Source organism: Mesorhizobium sp. CA13, from assembly GCF_020165235.1.
GTDB lineage: Bacteria > Pseudomonadota > Alphaproteobacteria > Rhizobiales > Rhizobiaceae > Mesorhizobium.
Genome location: NZ_JAIUHS010000010.1, coordinates 217,893 through 235,089, shown reverse-complemented (window position 1 = coordinate 235,089; position 17,197 = coordinate 217,893). Strand labels below are relative to the sequence as shown.

Sequence of the window (17,197 nt, the reverse complement as noted above, 5' to 3'; positions counted from 1 at the left end):
CGGACGAACGAGAATCGACAGAAAGGACGACGGCCTTGCACTCACCCCCTTGACGGTCGAGCGATTAGACGACCCGCCGCTGCCTGATCCTGCAGACGTTAGCTACGACGATTTCTTCGGGCCATTCAACCGATAGCGTTCTTACAGGACGCGCCGAGCTGTCCCTGCCGGGACGTGGCTGAGATCATTCCGCGAAGCGGGAAGCAACTGCCTCGGTAAGCAGATTGCGTAACGAACATAGGAAGATCTCACCTGCGAAACTCATCCTGCGGCGATCATCGCGTCGACCGCGTAGACGACCCTGTACCGGCATGCGGACGAACGAGAATCGACAGAAAGGACGACGGCCTTGCACTCACCCCCTTGACGGTCGAGCGATTAGACGACCCGCTGCGCGGGATGGGCGCGTGTGGTGAGGTAGAGATCACGAGCCGGACGTCGCGCTCGCATTGAGGGTGGTTCGGCAGCGGCAGAGCATCACGGGCTTCTTCAACAAGGAGCCTGACCATGCCCTATCCTGTTCTCGATGCACCGATCAGCCCCCTGCGTCAGCGGTTGATCGACGACATGACCCTGCGCCGGTTCAGCCAGGAGACGCAACGCAACTATCTCCGCGACATCGGACGCCTGGCGACGTTCCTCGGCCGGTCGCCGGATACAGCGACCACCGACGACCTGCGCCGGTTCCAGATCGAGCAGCAGGACGACGGTGTTCCCGTGCCGACGATGAACAGCATCGTGTCGGCGTTGCGCTTCTTCTTCACGCATACGGTCGATCGTCCCGATCTGGCGCGCAGGCTCGTTCGTCTGGCGCACCCGCGCAAGCTGCCGGTGGTGCTCAGCCGCGACGAGGTCGCCCGGCTGCTCAACGCCACCACCTGCCTCAAGCACCAGGCCGCACTGTCGGTTGCCTATGGCGCGGGCTTGCGCGTCGCCGAGGTCTCGGCGCTGAAGGTCGCCGACATCGACAGCGAGCGCATGCTGATCCGGGTGGAGCGCGGCAAGGGCGGGCGGTATCGCAACGCCATGCTGTCACAAGACCTGCTCTTGTTGCTGCGTCAGTGGTGGAAGGTCGGACGCCAGCAGGGCGTGATGCATCGCGACGGCTGGCTGTTCCCGGGGCAGCATGCGATGAAGCCCATCAGCACCCGCCAACTCTATCGCGTGGTCGTCGAGGCAGCACAGGCCGCCGACATCGCCAAGCGGGTCGGGCCGCACACGCTGCGTCACAGCTTCGCCACCCACCTGCTGGAGGACGGCACCGACATCCGGATCATCCAGGTCCTGCTCGGGCACGCCAAGCTAAATAGCACCGCCTTCTACACCAAGGTTGCAACCCGCACGGTGCGCACCGTCACGAGCCCGCTCGACAAGCTTGGCCTCTTCAAGCCGGAAGAGATCTCACCCGACGGCTGAGCGTGCGCGCCTCGATCGAGGTCGCCGACATCTTCCGCACTGCCGGGCCCGCCTACCGGGCCGCCCATGCAGGGCATCTGACACTGCAGCAGCTCAAGGTCATGTCGGCGATCGAGCACTGCCGCACCGCGGCCCTTGGCGGCCACGTCGAGGCCTGCGAGGACTGCGGCCAGTGGCGCATCGCCTACAACTCCTGCCGCAACCGGCACTGCCCGAAGTGTCAGGGCGCAGCGGCGCGGACATGGTTGGCCGAGCGCCAGGCCGACCTACTGCCGGTCGGCTACTTCCACGTCGTGTTCACGCTGCCGGCCGAGGTCGCCGACATCGCCTTCCACAACAAGGCGGCGGTCTACGACCTGCTGTTCAAGGCAGCGTCGGAGACGATGCTGACCATCGCGGCAGATCGGAAGCATCTCGGCGCACGCATCGGCATCACTGCCGTGCTCCACACCTGGGGTTCGGCGATGACGCACCATCCGCACGTGCACATGATCGTGCCGGGCGGCGGCATCGCGCCAGACGGAAGCCGCTGGATATCGTCGCGCCCGGCATTCCTGCTTCCGGTGAGGGTACCCGGCAAGCTGTTCCGCCGCCTGTTCCTCACCCGTCTGGTCGCGCTGCACGACGCCGGCCGGCTCAGCTTCTTCGGATCAATGGCGCACCTCACCGACCGGCTGGCATTCCTGCGCCACCTCGCTCCCGTCAGGAGGAAGCGCTGGGGTGGTCTACGCCAAGGCACCCTTCGCCGGCCCGGAGGCGGTGCTCGCCTACCTGTCGCGCTACACGCACCGGGTCGCGATCTCGAACAGCCGCCTGATCGCCTTCGACAAGAACAGCGTCACCTTCCGCTACAAGGATTATCGTCGCCCTGGCGCCGAGCGGCAGCAGGTCATGACGCTCGCCACCGACGAGTTCATCCGCCGCTTCCTGCTCCATGTCCTCCCCCGTGGCTTCCATCGCATCCGACACTACGGCCTGCTTGCCGGCTCCGCTCGCAAGGCCAGCCTCGCGCTTGCGCGCAAACTCCTGAACGTCGCCGCACCGTCCTATGACGACACCACGGAAGGACCGGACGACTTCCGCCCACCATGCCCCTGCTGCGACGGACGCATGATCGTCATCGAGACCTTCGACCGATGGAGGCAGCCGCGCGGGCCCCCGGACAAATCGACACCGAACCCGGAGAACGCCCCATGACCCGGCATGGTATCATCCAGCATTCAGCCGCAGGCTATCGGCCTCCGGCACCGGATTCACGCGTGTCCAAGGTGATCATCAACGCCGACAGAGCCGCGCCCAGCAGCGTGCCGGGCCGACAACATCGCCTGGAGGCGCAACGAAGCGGCCTGTCGGCATCCATCTCCGCCCTCCCTGGCGACATCCCAGCCATCGCCGACATCAGCCGCAGATCGAAATCTCCATAGCCGTCGCCTGTAGCCCGCGGGTTCCTTCCTCGGGGACTTTCGTACGCCTGCCGGCGCCCGAAACTCTTCGCGCAAACGGACTGGCAGCTTCGAGTGTGGAACTGTGAGATGCGGAGAATCAGGCGCCCCTCTACGCCTACTTCGACGGCGCCGGCGGCAGCACATTGAGGCTAGACCCTGACGCCCGCCGAAGGAATCTCCAAAGCAGCAACGCCCAGTCAAATGTCGAGCAAAACCGTTCCTTGCGGGCGGCTGCAACATGCCAGGACATAACCGGCCGACTTCTCTTCAGGGGTCAGCCCGCCGAGATCCTCCATGGCGACCTCGCCGGATAATTTGGTTATTCGGCACGTGCCGCAAACTCCCTGCTGGCAGGCGGTTGGGATGTAGATGCCACATTTCCGTGCCGCTTCCAGCACAGTCTCTCCGGGGGTGCAGTGATGCTCCACCCCCGAGCGGGCGAAACGGACCGAAGACGGAATCGCTGAAGCCAATTCCGACCGCGTACCATTGCTGCCTCCGAAACTCTCCTCGTGATACTGCTCGGGCGGGAAACCTATTGCGTCGAGACAGGCACGTGCCGTCTTCATGTACCCTTCGGGCCCACAAGCAAAAACGGTGCGCGTGTGGAGATCGGGAACCAAGCTCAGCAGCATCCGACCATCAATTCGGCCGGTTGAACCCGTCCAAGCGGGATCTCCCTGACTGCAAACCAAAGCCACTTGAACATTGGGAAAGCGAGCGGCAAGTGCGTCCAGTTCCGATCGGAAGATGATGTCGCCTGGCGCTTTCGCACTGTGAATGAAGCGGACCTCCCGGTCGTCTGCGCGGTCGGTAAGTGCACGCAGCATGGACATGATCGGAGTCACGCCGCTGCCGCCCGAAAGGAAAACGGGTTTCTGAGACGGCAACTCATCAAGATTAAACGAGCCGAGCGGCCCTTCGATCTCCATCTCGCTCCCTGGCCTCAAATGGTCATGGAGCCAATTCGAAACGAGCCCGCCCGGCGTTCGCTTCACCGTGATCTGCAGGTCTAGCGGTCGCGTCGGAGGCGACGAAACTGAATAGCAGCGCGTCACCGCGGTATCGTTAATCCTGAGATGCACGAGAACATACTGGCCCGCGCTGAAGCAGAACATCCGATCCGCGGCAGATGTGAGAACGAATGTTTTCACATCGTGCGTTTCGTCGATGACGCGACGGCAGAGCACAACATCTCGCGTCTTTTGTGCCCATTGCCGCTGACGCATAGCAGGCACGAGATCAGAGGCTTGGACGGAAGCGTGTGCGTTCATTGTTCGGCTCGGCTTTTGAAGTCGAGCGAACATGCCAGTTTTTAGCCCATAGAACAGCAGCGATAACTCCGCATTATGATCGTTAATTCCGATTAAACTTCCAGCGACATAACGGCGAGATGAAGAGCTCGGATGCCTTTGCGAATGATCGGTTCGTGTTTGCGACGTGCCAGTATCGCCGTTTGGACTGGCTGGTGCAGCGTCGGCGCTCCTTCGACGAGGAATGATGGAAGCTCGGCGGTGAACCTGCGCGCATCATCGCTACGCATGTAGCAAGTGCCGCCCGTTCGCCGGAGCATGATCTCCGCCAGCGTTTCCGATCCGGTCGAAAGTCGACAGATCGCCAATTGAGCCAGCAGCTCTGCGTGCGTTTTCTCCAGCAGAACGGTGTAGCCAGGGCGGATGTAGGTTTCGGGATCGACTTCGGAGAGGGTTCTGGCGGTCGTCGACACCATCACATACTCCTCGACCATGAGATGCTCGTAGGCAATCTCGGGCAGGTAGCGAGGGGCGTAAAGCACCGCAATATCCAAGTTTCCCATGCTGAGGTCGCTGACCATCTGGTTGGAATAATCCGACTCCACATGGATCGAGGATTTTGGAAGGACCTGGCACAGCGTTTCCACCCATCCCGGCAAAACCGAGCGCGTCATCCCCACCTGCGCGGCTACACGCAACGTGCCTTCGAAACGATTGAACGCCCGGACATCGTGGCGAGCTTGCGACCAGGTGGACAGCAGGGACCGTGCGTAGGCTTCGAACCGGCGGCCTGCAGCGGTCGGCTCGGCGCCGGCGCGTCCGCGCTGGAACAGTTCGGATCCTATCGCGCTTTCCAGATTCTTGATGCGGGTGCTGATCGTTGACTGGGTCAGCCCCAAACGGTCCGCGGTGCGATTGAAATTTCGCGACTCGATAATGTCGAGAAACGTTTCGATATGATCAAGCTGCATGGAAAGTCCTATCGAAAAACTCGATCATAATTCCACGTATCATAAGCTTGATCAAATAATACTCAAGGCTGAAGCTGCATCAGATCAGCGGCCGGCAGCACCGCCGGGCCGAGGCACGGAGCGGAACAAAGTGTTCATAGTTGATTGCGATTGTCATAATTATTGGTCAAGCGCCACTGTGTTGGAGCCCTATCTTTCCGGCTTGTGGAAAGACATGTTCATCGAGGGCGAGAAAACAGGTCCCGTTGGCGCCTTTCCGCATGGCCATCGCCCCTGGTTTCACCCGCAGGACTTCTCCCGCAAGGACGTCCGTCCGAAAACCGAAGCCGACAACTATCTCATCATGAAGGAAAAGCACCTCGACAAGTACAAGGTCGACGTGGCGATCCTGACCGGCGATGAGCCGATCGAGGCGTCAACCCTCGCCAACCCCTATTATGCCAGCGCCCTGGTCAGCGCTTACAATGATTATCAGATCGATCAGTGGTTGCCGAAAGACGATCGTTTCATGGGTTCGATCATCATCGCGCCACAGGATCCGAAGCTCGCTGCCGCAGAGATACGTCGCCTTGGCAGTCATCCACGCATGGTCCAGGTTCTCGCTTCCCAAGGGTCCGTCAAGCCCTACGGCGACCCGTTTTATCACCCGATCTACGAAGCCTGCGCGGAAGTAGGGCTGCCTTTCGCCATACATCTGGGCGGCCACGGGGGCGTGAACTCAACTGCCATCGCTCCCGCGCCGACGACTTTCTTCTGGGAGACGCATGCCATTCTGCACATGTCGGCGATTTCGCACGTGGCAAGCATGATCGCCCATGGCGTCTTCGAGAAATGGCCGGACTTCTATTTCGTGATCATCGAGTGCGGCGTCGCCTGGGTCCCATCGGTCCTGTGGCGTCTGGACGCCGACTACAAGGCGCTGCGCAAGGAGACGCCGTGGCTGAAGATGCTGCCGTCGGAATATTGCCGGCGCAATATCCGCTTTTCCACGCAGCCGCTGGAGCAGCCCGCAAACATCCAGCACCTCTGGTCTACGCTTGAGGCGATGGACGGCGAAAACACGCTGATGTTTGCGTCGGACTATCCGCACTGGGATTACGACGACGCCAATACTCTGCAGATCCCTCCTGCCTGGAGGAGCAAGATCATGGGACTGAATGCGCTGGACGTCTACAAACGCATCCCCCGCGCGCAAGCCGCGAATGCCGCCTAAGGAAGCAAACGATGCCCGAGAAGACATATATTTGCCGCGTCGACGAGGTCGAAACAGGGTCTCCCTTTATCGCCAGGATCCGCAGCCTCTCGGTTGGGATTTTCCGCATCGGGGAGTCATTCCACGCGTTGCTGAATGTTTGTCCGCACCGCGGCGCTCCGCTTTGCGAGGGGCCGCAATGCGGCACGACCGCGCCTGTTGAACAGGCGCAGTTCATCTATCATCGCGAAAACGAGATCGTTCGATGCGCGTGGCACGGCTGGGAATTTGACATCAAGTCAGGCGCGGCCTTGGTCGATCCGTCCGTCCGCGCGCGCACATTTCCAGTCACCGTGGAGGCCGGCAGCATCTATGTGACGGCCTGATTGGCGCAAAGCTGATTGGGATCGGAAAAATTCGAAGGAAAGGTGGCCGCAGCTAACTAGCAGATTGTCCGCAGGTGCTTGACGAAAATAACGCGGAGAACTCCGCAATGGGAGAGTCAAATGTCAGAATCTGAATATAAACTTGGTATCGCTCAAACCCTGATTGGTCGCGGCGGGGTTTCCCGCCGCGACTTCATTCATCTTGGGCTGGCCGCGGGCCTGACCGTCGCCGCCGCCGACAAGCTGTTCGTCAGCACGGCACGGGCTGAACCGATGCAGGGCGGCTTCGCCAAGCTCGGCATGGCTCATGGCGCGACGACGGATTCGATCGATCCCGCCGGCTACCCTGATACGTTCACGCAAACCGCATTTTCGGGCGCGTTGTCCAACAGCCTCACGGAGGTCGATGCCAAAGGCAATGTCCAACCGGACCTCGCCGAGAGCTTCGAATCTTCGGACGGAACCAAAACCTGGGCCTTCAAGCTGCGAAAAGGCGCAACCTTCCACAACGGCAAGACTGTGACGGCGGATGACGTCGTAACCTCATTGCAATATCACATGGGCAAGGACACCAAATCGGCGGCGAAGTCGCTGCTGGATTCCGTCGCCGACATCAAGGCGGACGGCCCGGAAACGGTGGTCTTCACGCTCAAGAGCGGCAACGCTGATTTCCCTTACATTGTGAGTGATTACCATCTGGTCGTCATGCCGGCCAAGGACGGCAAGGCCGATTGGGCCTCAGGCGTTCGCACCGGTGCTTTCGTCCTGGAGAATTTCCAGCCCGGGGTCTCGGCCAAACTCAAGCGGAACCCGAACTACTTCAAGAACGGCAAGCCCTATCTCGACGAGGTGGAGTTCATCGCCATTACGGATCTTGCCGCTCGCATGGCGGCGCTGTCGACTGGGGAGGTGGACTATATCGGCCGCGCCGACCTAAAGACCCTCGGCATGTTGAAACGCAATCCGAAGGTGGAGATCGTCGAGGTCACCGGCTACGGGCAATATACCTTGCCCATGAATGTCACGATGGCGCCGTTCGATAATCCTGACGTTCGAATGGCGCTAAAATGGGCGATCAACCGGCAGGAGATCGTCGACAAGATCTTTCTTGGCCACGCCACTGTGGCTAATGACAATCCGATCGCGCCAGCGATCAAATTCGCCAAGGATCCGCAACCGCAGCACAGCTTCGATCCGGAAAAAGCCAAGCACTACTTGAAAAAAGCCGGAACGGAGAACCTGAAGGTGGATCTCTCTGTTGCAGATGCCGCTTTTGCAGGCGCGGTGGACGCGGCTTCACTCATTCGCGAGACGGCAGCCCAATGCGGCATCGACGTCAATGTCGTGCGTGAGGCCGAGGACGCCTATTGGGACAATGTCTGGCTCAAGAAACCCTGGTGTGCTTCTTATTGGAGCGGTCGGGCGACAGCCGATTGGATGTTCACGCAAGCCTTCGCCGCGGACTCCAGTTGGAATGAATCGTTCTGGAAAAATCCTCACTTCAATGAATTACTTGTCCAGGCGCGCGCCGAGACGGACGAGGCCAAGCGGGCGACGATGTATGCCGAGATGCAGCAGTTAACCCACGACGATGGCGGCAGCATCGTGCTGGTCTTCAACAACTTCGTCAGCGCCAAATCCAACAAGCTCGCACATGCCGAGGTGGCGCCGAACTGGGAGAATGATGGGCTGAAGATGGCCGAACGTTGGTGGATCGCCACCGCGTGAAAAGGCTGGCCGGATCCGCGGTCGTTGTGTGGGTCCGGTTTGCCTGCCCTGGCTGTTGCCGCAGGGTTGCCGCCAAAACGGGAAATGCACGCCCATGAACCCCGTCGCAAGAACGGTTCTGCAGCGCCTCGGCCTCGGCCTGGTCACCCTGTTCATCGTGTCCATCATTATCTTCTCTGCGATCGCAATGCTTCCGGGCGACTTCGCCAAGGCCACGCTCGGGCAATCGGCGACGCCCGAAACGGTCGCCGCGTTCCAGCGGGAAATCGGCATCGATCGTCCGCCTGTCGAGCGCTACTTCGTTTGGGTCGCGCAGATGCTCCACGGTGATTTCGGCTCTTCGTTCGCGAGCCGCACCGGATATCGGCGTACCGTGGCCGAGATCGTCGCACCGCGTCTCTACAATACGATGTTCCTTGCAGCGGTGACTGCGCTGATAGCAGTTCCGCTGGCCTTGGGGCTTGGCATCCTGGCTGCGCTGTACCGCAACGGCTGGTTCGATCGGCTGGTGAATGCTGTGACGCTGACAACCATTTCGTTTCCGGAGTTCTTCGTCGCCTATATGCTCGCCTACCTGGTTATCTCCCGCGACACCTTCATCGGATCCGATTTCGCTCAATCGCTGCCGCATTGGCTCGCAGTCTCACTGAGCTGGGCACTCAACGCGGTACCCAAATTTCCGACATTGTCGAATGTGAACGACCAGACGCCGTTTTGGGAGCATGTCTGGAAAGTGGCCCTGCCGGCAATCACCCTTACGCTCGTGATCGTGGCCCACATGATGCGCATGACCCGAGCGGCTATCATCAACATGCTGGCAAGCCCCTATATCGATATGGCGCGCCTCAAGGGAATGTCCCCGATGGTGATCGTGCTGAGGCATGCCCTGCCCAATGCCTGGGCTCCCATCGTCACTGTGGTGGCGTTCAATCTCGCCTACCTCATCGTCGGAGTGGTCGTGGTCGAGGTCGTCTTCGTCTATCCCGGTATCGGCCAGTTGATGGTTGATGCGGTGAAATCCAGGGATGTTCCGGTTGTCCAGGCCTGCGCCCTGATTTTCGCCGCGACCTACATCCTTCTCAACCTGCTGGCCGATATTATTTCCATCGCCACCAATCCCAGGCTCTTGCATCCACGATGACCAGATCTGAATCTGTTGCGGCGGTTCAGAGGCTGAGGCGCTCGCGTGCCAGCCGGGCGAAAACAGCGCTGAAGAAGGCACCGTTAAGTGCATGGTTCGGCATCGTCGTGATCCTCGGCTACGTCTTTGTTGCGGTCTTCGCGCACTGGATAGCTCCATATGGCGAGACGCAGGTCTTCAGCGAAGCCTTCGCGCCGTGGAGCCGGGAGTTCAAATTGGGAACCGATCAGCTCGGCCGCGACATGCTCACCCGCTTGATCTACGGTGCGCGCAACACCATCGCCATCGCGGTCGCCACCACATTGCTGTCCTTCGCGGTAGGCGTCTCGCTCGGTCTTCTCGCCGCATTGTACAAGGGATGGCTCGACCAGATGTTGTCGCGGGCGGTCGACGTGTTGATGTCGATCCCAAGTCTGATCTTCGCGCTGGTGCTGCTGTCGATCTTCGGCTCATCGATCACCAGCCTGATTGTCATCATTGCACTTCTCGATTCCACCCGTGTCTTTCGGCTTTCACGCGCCGTCGGGCTCAACGTGGCGGTGATGGAATATGTCGAGGCGGCGCGATTGCGCGGCGAGGGCCCGAGATGGATCATCGCCAAGGAAATCCTTCCAAATGTCATGCCGCCGCTGGTCGCCGAGTTCGGCTTGCGATTTTGCTTCGTGTTTCTGACGATCGCTGCTTTGTCGTTTCTCGGCGTCGGTATTCAGCCGCCGACGGCCGATTGGGGGTCGATGGTGCGCGAGAATGCAACCCTGATCACCTACGGCGACGTCACGCCGCTGCTTCCCGCCGGCGCGATCGCCCTCCTGACGGTATCCGTGAATTTCGTCGTGGACTGGTTCCTGCAGGCGACAAGCGGGTTGCGGGATGAAAAATAGCGGCTCGGGCTTGCGTCAAAAAGGAACGGATCTACTTCAGATTCGCGATCTGCATGTGGACGGGTTCTCGGACGAGCGGTGGCATCCCATTGTCCGGGGGATCGATCTGACGCTGAAGCGGGGCGAGGTTCTTGGCCTGATTGGCGAGTCGGGCGCCGGCAAATCCACCATCGGCCTTGCTGCAATGGGATATGCCAAGCCGGGCTGTCGGATCGCGCAGGGCTCGATCCTGCTCGACGGGATTGATCTTCTGGCACTCGGTGAAACAGGGCGCCGTCGCATCAGAGGCTCCCGCATCGCCTATGTCGCGCAAAGTGCGGCGGCCTCTTTCAATCCAGCCCACCGGCTCTTGGACCAAACTGTCGAAACTGCCGTGGCGCATGGGATTGCCAGCCGGGAAGAGGCGAACCGCAGTGCGGTCGATCTTTATCGGCGTCTTCAGTTACCAGACCCGGAGACGATAGGCTTTCGCTATCCCCATCAGGTCTCCGGCGGACAATTGCAACGGGCAATGACCGCGATGGCGATGGCTTGCCGTCCGGATCTCATCGTGTTCGATGAGCCAACAACGGCGCTCGACGTGACCACGCAGGTCGAAGTTCTCGCCTCCATTCGCAACATAGTGGAGGAATTCAGCACGGCCGCAATCTATGTAACACACGACCTGGCGGTGGTGGCGCAAATGGCGGACCGCATCATGGTTCTGCGCCACGGTCTCATTGTGGAGGAGGCCGAAACACGCCAGATGCTCGCTTCGCCCAGCCAGGAATATACAAGGACGCTCTGGGCCGTGCGCAAGCTCGCCAAGCCCGAAGTTCCGGCCGTTGACTATCTGCTTACGATCGACAACGTGACCGCAGCTTATGCCGGAACGGTCAAGGTGCTCCAGGATGTCTCCATCAAGGTTCCGCGCGGAAGAACAGTGGCTGTGGTCGGTGAGTCGGGTTCGGGGAAATCGACGCTCGCTCGAGTCGTCACCGGTCTCTTACCACCGCTTTCGGGTTCGATTTCTTTTGCCGGCCAGCCCCTCTCGAAGAGCTTGAAGATGCGCCCGAAGGAGGTCCTGCGCCGCCTACAGATGATCTATCAAATGCCCGACAACGCGTTAAATCCGCGCCAGACAGTCGAGGACATTATAGCGCGACCGCTTGAATTCTATCACGGCCTCGATTCCGCGCGGCGAGATCGTCGGATAGGCGAACTCATGCATATGGTTGAGATGGGCAACGATTTGCTGGACCGTCTGCCCGGCGAACTATCAGGTGGCCAAAAACAGCGCGTCTGCATTGCCCGTGCGTTGGCCGCCGATCCGGAGCTTATCATCTGTGATGAGATCACGTCCGCGCTCGACCAGATTGTGCAGGAGGAGATCCTTAAACTTCTTATGCGGCTGCAGCGTGAACTCGGTATGAGCTACATCTTCATCACCCACGACATTGCTACCGTACGGGCGATGGCCGACGAAATCGTCGTCATGCACCAGGGCAAAGTCGTTGAGCAGGGATTGAAGAGCGTAGTTCTTACGCCGCCCCATGCCGCATACACCGAACGGCTCTTGTCGTCCGTACCGGAAATGGATCCGGACTGGCTCACAAGACTGCTGGCCAGTCGGAAAATCTGACGTCACAAGGCGGACAGAAAGAGTGCCTCGTCCACACCGGCACCTGCCGTCAGTCCACGCTGTTGAAGGGCATGATAAGCGCTCCACTTCGGTCGGCTGCGACGCGTATCGAGACCTACGACCCAGTCTTGTGATGTCTGCTTTTTGGAAGCGGCTGCTAATATCTTCGTGACCGTGATTGGGCGCATGCCAGACATTCGGCATCTGCTCCCCTCGCGTCGCTCGTCTCATGCCTTCCACATCGTCGATCGGAGAACAGCCTGCATATGCTCTGCGAGGTCGAGTTCACCGCGCGCCTCGATTTCTAAAAAATATCGGGCCTTGGCCAGGCGATCCCCTTCCCCAACGGCGGCATAACTGCAGATGGCGACCAGCGCCCTCTCCTCCTCCCGGCTAGCTCGCCTGGGTCTCGGAAAGGATGCGCCGCCCGGCCGCCTGCGGAAGCTTCGATTTGGGCGCGGGCTTGTCGCGACCGGGCGCTTCCATTGGGGCGGTGAGGCCAATGTATCCGCCGTGCGGAGGATGGCGCCAGCCGACAAGCCTGCGCTCGGCCGCCATCCTACGCCGGCGCTGGCGACGCCAGTCTCTGACCACGCCCTCCTTTCCCGCCCCGAGACCCGCAAGGGCCAGTCGGGCTGCCGCACATCGCACTAACCTACGGACGAAGAATCAAAAATCGACGATCTTGGGAGGTGCAGGGAAAGCCCGGCCCCTAGTTGCCTGGCCCATTCCGATCCCGCGTTTCTACCGACCCTGCGGCTCAGGCTGCCTTTCCGACAGCCGCCCTGAGAGGACGGTCGATATTGAATGCATCTGCGCGGATGTGTGCCTCAACTTGGCTCCAGGTCACCGGACGGGCGATTGGGAAGCCGGGCCGCGCTCGTGGGGAGAAGGCCCCGACGGCGGTGTTGCCGCGTCCGTTGCGAAGGTAATCAATAAAGATGCGACCCCTTCGGGCCGATGGCGCGGAGGTCAGCAGATAACGGTCTGGATGAGCTTCAGCGAGCCGATTTGCGAACGACCGGGCAAGGAGCCGGGCGTTGTCGTGCGTGATCTTCGTCTCAAGCGGCGCCATCAAGTGAATGCCCTTGCCGCCGGTCACCTTCGGCCAGCTCTCCAGGCCTTCCGTCTCCAGGAGGTCCCGAAGCGCCAGGGCGGTCTCAATGACTTCGTCCCACTCGACGCCCTCGCCGGGGTCCAGGTCCAGCACGATGCGGTCGGCATGTTCGATGTCGTCAACAGTGGCATTCCACGGATGCAGCTCTACAGCGTCCATCTCGACCAGGCCCAGCAAGCCAGCAAGGTCGTCCACCCATACGCGCACACCTTCGCCTCCTTCGCGCTTCTGGACGCGCAACTGATGTACGGATGGGGGGACCTTCGGCAGCGTGCCCTTGTGGTAGAAGGTTGCGCCGAGTGCGTGGCGGACCAGCTTCAGGGGTCTGTGGCCGAGATGGACCAAGGCTTGATCCGCAACTCTCTCCCAATAGCGCGCAAGCTCGTCCTTGGAGGGCGAAACTGCATCGGGCAGTAGTTGCAGGATGTTCTCGCTGGGAACGCCATGTTCCCGGACTGGCCCACGCCGCTTCGATGGGGCTGGAGGCTTGGCCGGGATCGGCACGAGGTCTTCTCGCAGACCTTTGAACACCGCCTCGCGCAGCACGCCGCGATCCGTCACGCCGCTGAATTGCACCTCGGCCAGCACCTCCGGTCTGACCCAAGTCGCCTTGGGCTTCACAATGGGCTCTGACAGAGGCGACTTGCTGGTGATCAGCGGGTCAAGCCGCTCTCGAACCAATTGCGCGGCGCTCAAGGTGTAGCCGCTGCGGGCCTTCCCGGCATAGAGCAGTCGGTCGCCCTCGCGGCGTCCGATGTAGAGCGATGCGATGCGGCGGGGGTGAGCGCCGAGTTTCTCGACAAATGCAACGATGGGAAAGGTGTCGCTCTTGACGCACTTTACCTTGAGCCAACTGGTCTGAACCCCTGAGCGATATGTCGCATCGGTGCGTTTGGAAACGATCCCCTCCAGTCCCATCCGACAGGCATGCTCAAAGACATCCGTCCCGCTCACCTCCAGATGCTCCACGTAGGTCAGTGTCGGGGCCGTGTCCTTCAGCAGCTTCTCAAGGGCTGCCTTGCGCTTCACCAGCGGCTGCTGCCGAAGATCGCGCCCGTTGAGGTGCAGCAGGTCGAATGCGTAGAAGATGAGCTTCGCCGAGTTTGGATTGCCCAGCTCCCGTTCCAAGGCTTGGTAGTCCGGCAGGCCGGTGTCACCGAGAACGACAGCTTCCCCGTCGATGATCGCCGCCTTCACCGGCAAACCCGCCGCTGCTTGAACAATCCTGCGGTATCGATGTGACCAGTCGTACCCACGGCGCGTGAAGGCCCTGGCTTTCCCGCTCTCAATGATCAACTCGGTGCGGTAGCCATCGTACTTAATCTCGTGAAGCCATTCGCTGCCCTCGGGCGCGTTCTCGACCAGCGTGGGCGATTGGAACTCGACGAAAGAGAGCCGGCCGGCCTTGGATCCTGAACTCATGCCACACTCCTAAGCCTCGACACAAACAGTGTGGCCACCGAATAGGTTCCGCAACAGAGCTGGCCGGAAGAATCTCCGTAATCAGCCGCGCCAAAGGCCTTGATATATGCCCGGCGTGACCCATAAGATGGCCGCTGGGTTTCTGCCTGGGAGGAGGCGATGAGACTGCAAGCGGTCTACAAGCCTACGGCTGCCGAGAGGATCGATGCGGTTATCCATCCCATCCCGGTTGGCAGCATCGTGTCAGTCCGCGACACCATCGCCGCAGTTCGCAAAGGCGACCCCTTCCTACAAGAGACCGACTGTGAATTGGTCGAGATCATCGTGGACGAAGCCAGGTTTCGCGGCCAGTTCGTCCTGTTCGACCTCAGAGAGTCCTGATGTGTTGATTTTCACTGAGAACTGACCCGGCATTTCCACCGAGATTTGACCCGCCTTTTATGTATGTTTCGGGTCTGGTGTAGTGGTCAAGTTCCTGTTTTTCTCCTTCGTGTTTTTGGTTCATGAGCTGAGCTGTTTTTGAAGCGGAAGCTGTCGTTTCCGGTTTCGAGGATATGGCAGTGATGCGTCAGCCGGTCGAGTAGCGCGGTCGTCATCTTGGCGTCACCAAAGACGCTCGCCCATTCGCTGAAGCTGAGGTTGGTGGTAATGATGACGCTGGTGCGTTCGTAGAGTTTGCTCAGGAGGTGGAAGAGCAATGCCCCGCCTGAAGCACTGAACGGCAGGTATCCGAGCTCGTCGAGGATCACGAGATCGGAATGGACAAGCCGATTGGCAATCTGGCCTGACCGGTCCTGCGCCTTCTCTTGCTCGAGCGCATTGACCAACTCGACGGTCGAGAAGAAGCGAACGCGCTTGTGATGATGCTCGATCGCTTGCACGCCGATCGCCGTGGCGATGTGGGTCTTGCCTGTGCCGGGTCCACCGACCAGAACAATGTTGTTGGCTTCGTCGAGGAAGGCGCAGCGGTGGAGTTGGCGAACCAGAGCCTCGTCTTTCTCAGGGCATCGTAGCGTTCGACATTGGCCTTGGGTTCGTTGGTGAGGGTCAAGGCCTGGGGCGCGTCGATAGTCGGTGGCGTGGAGGACTTGCCGTCGACCAGGCGATGCAGCAGATTCAGCACATGGGTCTTGGTCGGAACGCCGGATTTCAACGCCATCTCGACGGCCAAGAGCACGGCCTGTTCGTCGTGCTGCAGGACAAGCGCCAGGATGTCGACCATCTCGCGATCACCACCTGGCTTCTTCAGAAGGTGCTGCTGCAGCGTCTTGAAGGTCTCGGGAAGCTCGGTGAACGGTGCGCCATCACGAAGGGCACCGGGTTTGCGCTGCACGACCGCCAGATAGTGCCGCCAATCGTAGACCGTCTGTCCCGGCCGATCATGGGAGCGGTCGATGATGCGTCGGTGCTCACAGATGATCAGGCCTTCTGCAGCAACAACGATGCGATCTGGATAGACCCGAAGGCTGACAGGCCGATTGGCGAAGGATGCCGGAACGCTATAGCGGTTACGCTCCAGGTGCACGAGGCAGGTCGGGGAAACTCGCTTGGTATATTCGACAAAGCCGTCGAAGAGGCGCGATGTCGGCATCAGAGCCTGCACTTCCTCAGCCCAGATATCGGCGATGGTGCCGCGCATCTTCCCGTGCGCGGTCTGCTGCCAAAACTCTTTGCATCGAAGCTCCAGCCAATCGTTCAGGGCTTCCAGTGACGGAAAGCGCGGCAGGGGCTGCCACAGCCGATGACGAGCGTCCTGAACGTTCTTCTCAACCTGTCCCTTCTCCCAGCCAGATGCCGGGTTGCAGAACTCAGGTTCGAAGAGATAGTGACTTGCCATCGCCAGGAACCGGACATTGACGTCCCGCTCCTTGCCACGTCCGACCTTGTCGATCGCCGTGCGCATGTTGTCGTAAATGCCGCGCCGGGGAACGCCGCCAAAGACACGGAACGCATGATTGTGGGCGTCGAACAGCATCTCATGCGACTGCAACAGATAGGCCCGGACGATGAAGGCCCTGGAGTAGCTGAGCTTCGTATGGGCCACCTGCAGCTTAGTGCGCTCATTGCCGATGATTGCCCAGTCCTCGGACCAGTCAAACTGGAACGCTTCACCCGGATCGAACGAAAGCGGCACGAATGTCCCACGCCCTGTCGTCTGCGACTCTCTCTGCAAATCCGCCTTCCACTCCCGAGCGAAAGCGGCAACACGACCATAAGACCCCTGATAGCCAAGGCTCATCAGCTCGGCATGCAACTGCTTCAGAGTGCGCTTCTGCTTGCGGTTCTTTTTGGCTTCCGTCCTCAGCCACGCCGACAACCGGTCCGCAAACGGATCAAGCTTGCTCGGCCGATCAGGCACTTTGAACTTCGGTTCCACGCTGCCCTGGCGCAGGTATTTGCGGATGGTATTCCGGGATAGGCCGGTCCTGCGGCTTATCTCCCGGATCGATAAATGCTCTCGAAAATGCCAGCGTCGGATCACGCTCAGTAATGCCATGTCGATCACTCCGTAGCCCCCGCTGAAAACACGCAGGGCAAGGTTCAAACATGGGTCAATTCTCGATGGAAACATCCTGTGCTACCGGGTCAGTTCTCGGTGGGAATCGACAGGCCCATCGCCCGAG

At 60.4% G+C, this 17,197-nt stretch carries 11 protein-coding genes and 3 pseudogenes; 9 read left to right on the top strand and 5 right to left on the bottom strand.

Going from position 1 to position 17,197, the window contains the following annotated elements:
• Window positions 1-507: 507 nt before the first annotated feature.
• Together LB566_RS22360 and LB566_RS22355 are read left to right on the top strand one after the other, a co-directional pair.
• Window positions 508-1,416 carry a tyrosine-type recombinase/integrase gene (locus LB566_RS22360; protein WP_224627018.1) on the top strand — a complete coding sequence of 303 codons (909 nt, stop codon included), beginning with the start codon at window positions 508-510 and terminating at the stop codon, window positions 1,414-1,416.
• Between the two features lie 2 nt (window positions 1,417-1,418).
• A pseudogene (locus LB566_RS22355) lies at window positions 1,419-2,613 on the top strand (IS91 family transposase).
• A gap of 445 nt (window positions 2,614-3,058) precedes the next feature.
• On the opposite strand, the gene LB566_RS22350 reads toward LB566_RS22355, so the two are convergent.
• Window positions 3,059-4,135: a hybrid-cluster NAD(P)-dependent oxidoreductase gene (locus LB566_RS22350; RefSeq protein ID WP_224627016.1), complete on the bottom strand. Its 1,077-nt coding sequence runs from the start codon at window positions 4,133-4,135 to the stop codon at window positions 3,059-3,061.
• A 92-nt stretch (window positions 4,136-4,227) separates the two neighbouring features.
• The gene (locus LB566_RS22345; protein ID WP_224627015.1) at window positions 4,228-5,085 is read right to left on the bottom strand and encodes a LysR family transcriptional regulator; all 858 of its coding nucleotides are present in this window, start codon (window positions 5,083-5,085) and stop codon (window positions 4,228-4,230) included.
• A gap of 130 nt (window positions 5,086-5,215) precedes the next feature.
• On the opposite strand from LB566_RS22345, the gene LB566_RS22340 reads away from it, so the two are divergent.
• From LB566_RS22340 to LB566_RS22315, 6 genes are all read left to right on the top strand, one after another.
• Window positions 5,216-6,298 carry an amidohydrolase family protein gene (locus tag LB566_RS22340; protein WP_224627031.1) on the top strand — a complete coding sequence of 361 codons (1,083 nt, stop codon included), beginning with the start codon at window positions 5,216-5,218 and terminating at the stop codon, window positions 6,296-6,298.
• An 11-nt stretch (window positions 6,299-6,309) separates the two neighbouring features.
• The gene (locus tag LB566_RS22335) at window positions 6,310-6,663 is read left to right on the top strand and encodes a Rieske (2Fe-2S) protein (protein WP_224627013.1); all 354 of its coding nucleotides are present in this window, start codon (window positions 6,310-6,312) and stop codon (window positions 6,661-6,663) included.
• Between the two features lie 78 nt (window positions 6,664-6,741).
• Window positions 6,742-8,391: an ABC transporter substrate-binding protein gene (locus LB566_RS22330; protein WP_224627011.1), complete on the top strand. Its 1,650-nt coding sequence runs from the start codon at window positions 6,742-6,744 to the stop codon at window positions 8,389-8,391.
• 94 nt (window positions 8,392-8,485) lie between these two features.
• Window positions 8,486-9,532 carry an ABC transporter permease gene (locus tag LB566_RS22325; protein ID WP_224627009.1) on the top strand — a complete coding sequence of 349 codons (1,047 nt, stop codon included), beginning with the start codon at window positions 8,486-8,488 and terminating at the stop codon, window positions 9,530-9,532.
• On the top strand, window positions 9,529-10,413 hold the full coding sequence (locus LB566_RS22320) for an ABC transporter permease (protein WP_224627007.1): 885 nt from the start codon (window positions 9,529-9,531) through the stop codon (window positions 10,411-10,413). Before LB566_RS22325 ends, LB566_RS22320 begins: the two co-directional genes overlap by 4 nt.
• Window positions 10,403-12,034: an ABC transporter ATP-binding protein gene (locus LB566_RS22315; protein ID WP_224626996.1), complete on the top strand. Its 1,632-nt coding sequence runs from the start codon at window positions 10,403-10,405 to the stop codon at window positions 12,032-12,034. The genes LB566_RS22320 and LB566_RS22315 overlap by 11 nt, the downstream gene beginning before the upstream one ends.
• A gap of 760 nt (window positions 12,035-12,794) precedes the next feature.
• Here LB566_RS22315 and ligD read toward each other — a convergent pair.
• The gene (ligD, locus tag LB566_RS22310) at window positions 12,795-14,573 is read right to left on the bottom strand and encodes a DNA ligase D (RefSeq protein ID WP_224626994.1); all 1,779 of its coding nucleotides are present in this window, start codon (window positions 14,571-14,573) and stop codon (window positions 12,795-12,797) included.
• A 159-nt stretch (window positions 14,574-14,732) separates the two neighbouring features.
• Between ligD and LB566_RS22305 the strand changes: the two genes are divergently transcribed.
• Window positions 14,733-14,954, top strand: coding sequence for a hypothetical protein (locus tag LB566_RS22305; protein WP_224626992.1), 222 nt, complete (start codon window positions 14,733-14,735; stop codon window positions 14,952-14,954).
• A gap of 86 nt (window positions 14,955-15,040) precedes the next feature.
• Here LB566_RS22305 and istB read toward each other — a convergent pair.
• Both istB and istA read right to left on the bottom strand, forming a co-directional pair.
• Window positions 15,041-15,574, bottom strand: a pseudogene (gene istB, locus LB566_RS22300) (IS21-like element helper ATPase IstB); the annotation flags it as partial.
• Window positions 15,568-17,070: pseudogene (istA, locus tag LB566_RS22295) on the bottom strand (IS21 family transposase); the annotation flags it as partial. The pseudogenes istB and istA, both read right to left, overlap by 7 nt.
• Window positions 17,071-17,197 lie beyond the last annotated feature (127 nt).

Excerpts from the sequence above, each read along its gene's own strand:
- LB566_RS22360 (WP_224627018.1), top strand. The coding sequence starts at position 508 with ATGCCCTATCCTGTTCTCGATGCACCGATCAGCCCCCTGCGTCAGCGG.
- LB566_RS22350 (WP_224627016.1), bottom strand. The coding sequence starts at position 4,135 with ATGAACGCACACGCTTCCGTCCAAGCCTCTGATCTCGTGCCTGCTATG.
- LB566_RS22345 (WP_224627015.1), bottom strand. The coding sequence starts at position 5,085 with ATGCAGCTTGATCATATCGAAACGTTTCTCGACATTATCGAGTCGCGA.
- LB566_RS22335 (WP_224627013.1), top strand. The coding sequence starts at position 6,310 with ATGCCCGAGAAGACATATATTTGCCGCGTCGACGAGGTCGAAACAGGG.
- LB566_RS22325 (WP_224627009.1), top strand. The coding sequence starts at position 8,486 with ATGAACCCCGTCGCAAGAACGGTTCTGCAGCGCCTCGGCCTCGGCCTG.
- LB566_RS22320 (WP_224627007.1), top strand. The coding sequence starts at position 9,529 with ATGACCAGATCTGAATCTGTTGCGGCGGTTCAGAGGCTGAGGCGCTCG.
- LB566_RS22315 (WP_224626996.1), top strand. The coding sequence starts at position 10,403 with ATGAAAAATAGCGGCTCGGGCTTGCGTCAAAAAGGAACGGATCTACTT.
- ligD (WP_224626994.1), bottom strand. The coding sequence starts at position 14,573 with ATGAGTTCAGGATCCAAGGCCGGCCGGCTCTCTTTCGTCGAGTTCCAA.
- LB566_RS22305 (WP_224626992.1), top strand. The coding sequence starts at position 14,733 with ATGAGACTGCAAGCGGTCTACAAGCCTACGGCTGCCGAGAGGATCGAT.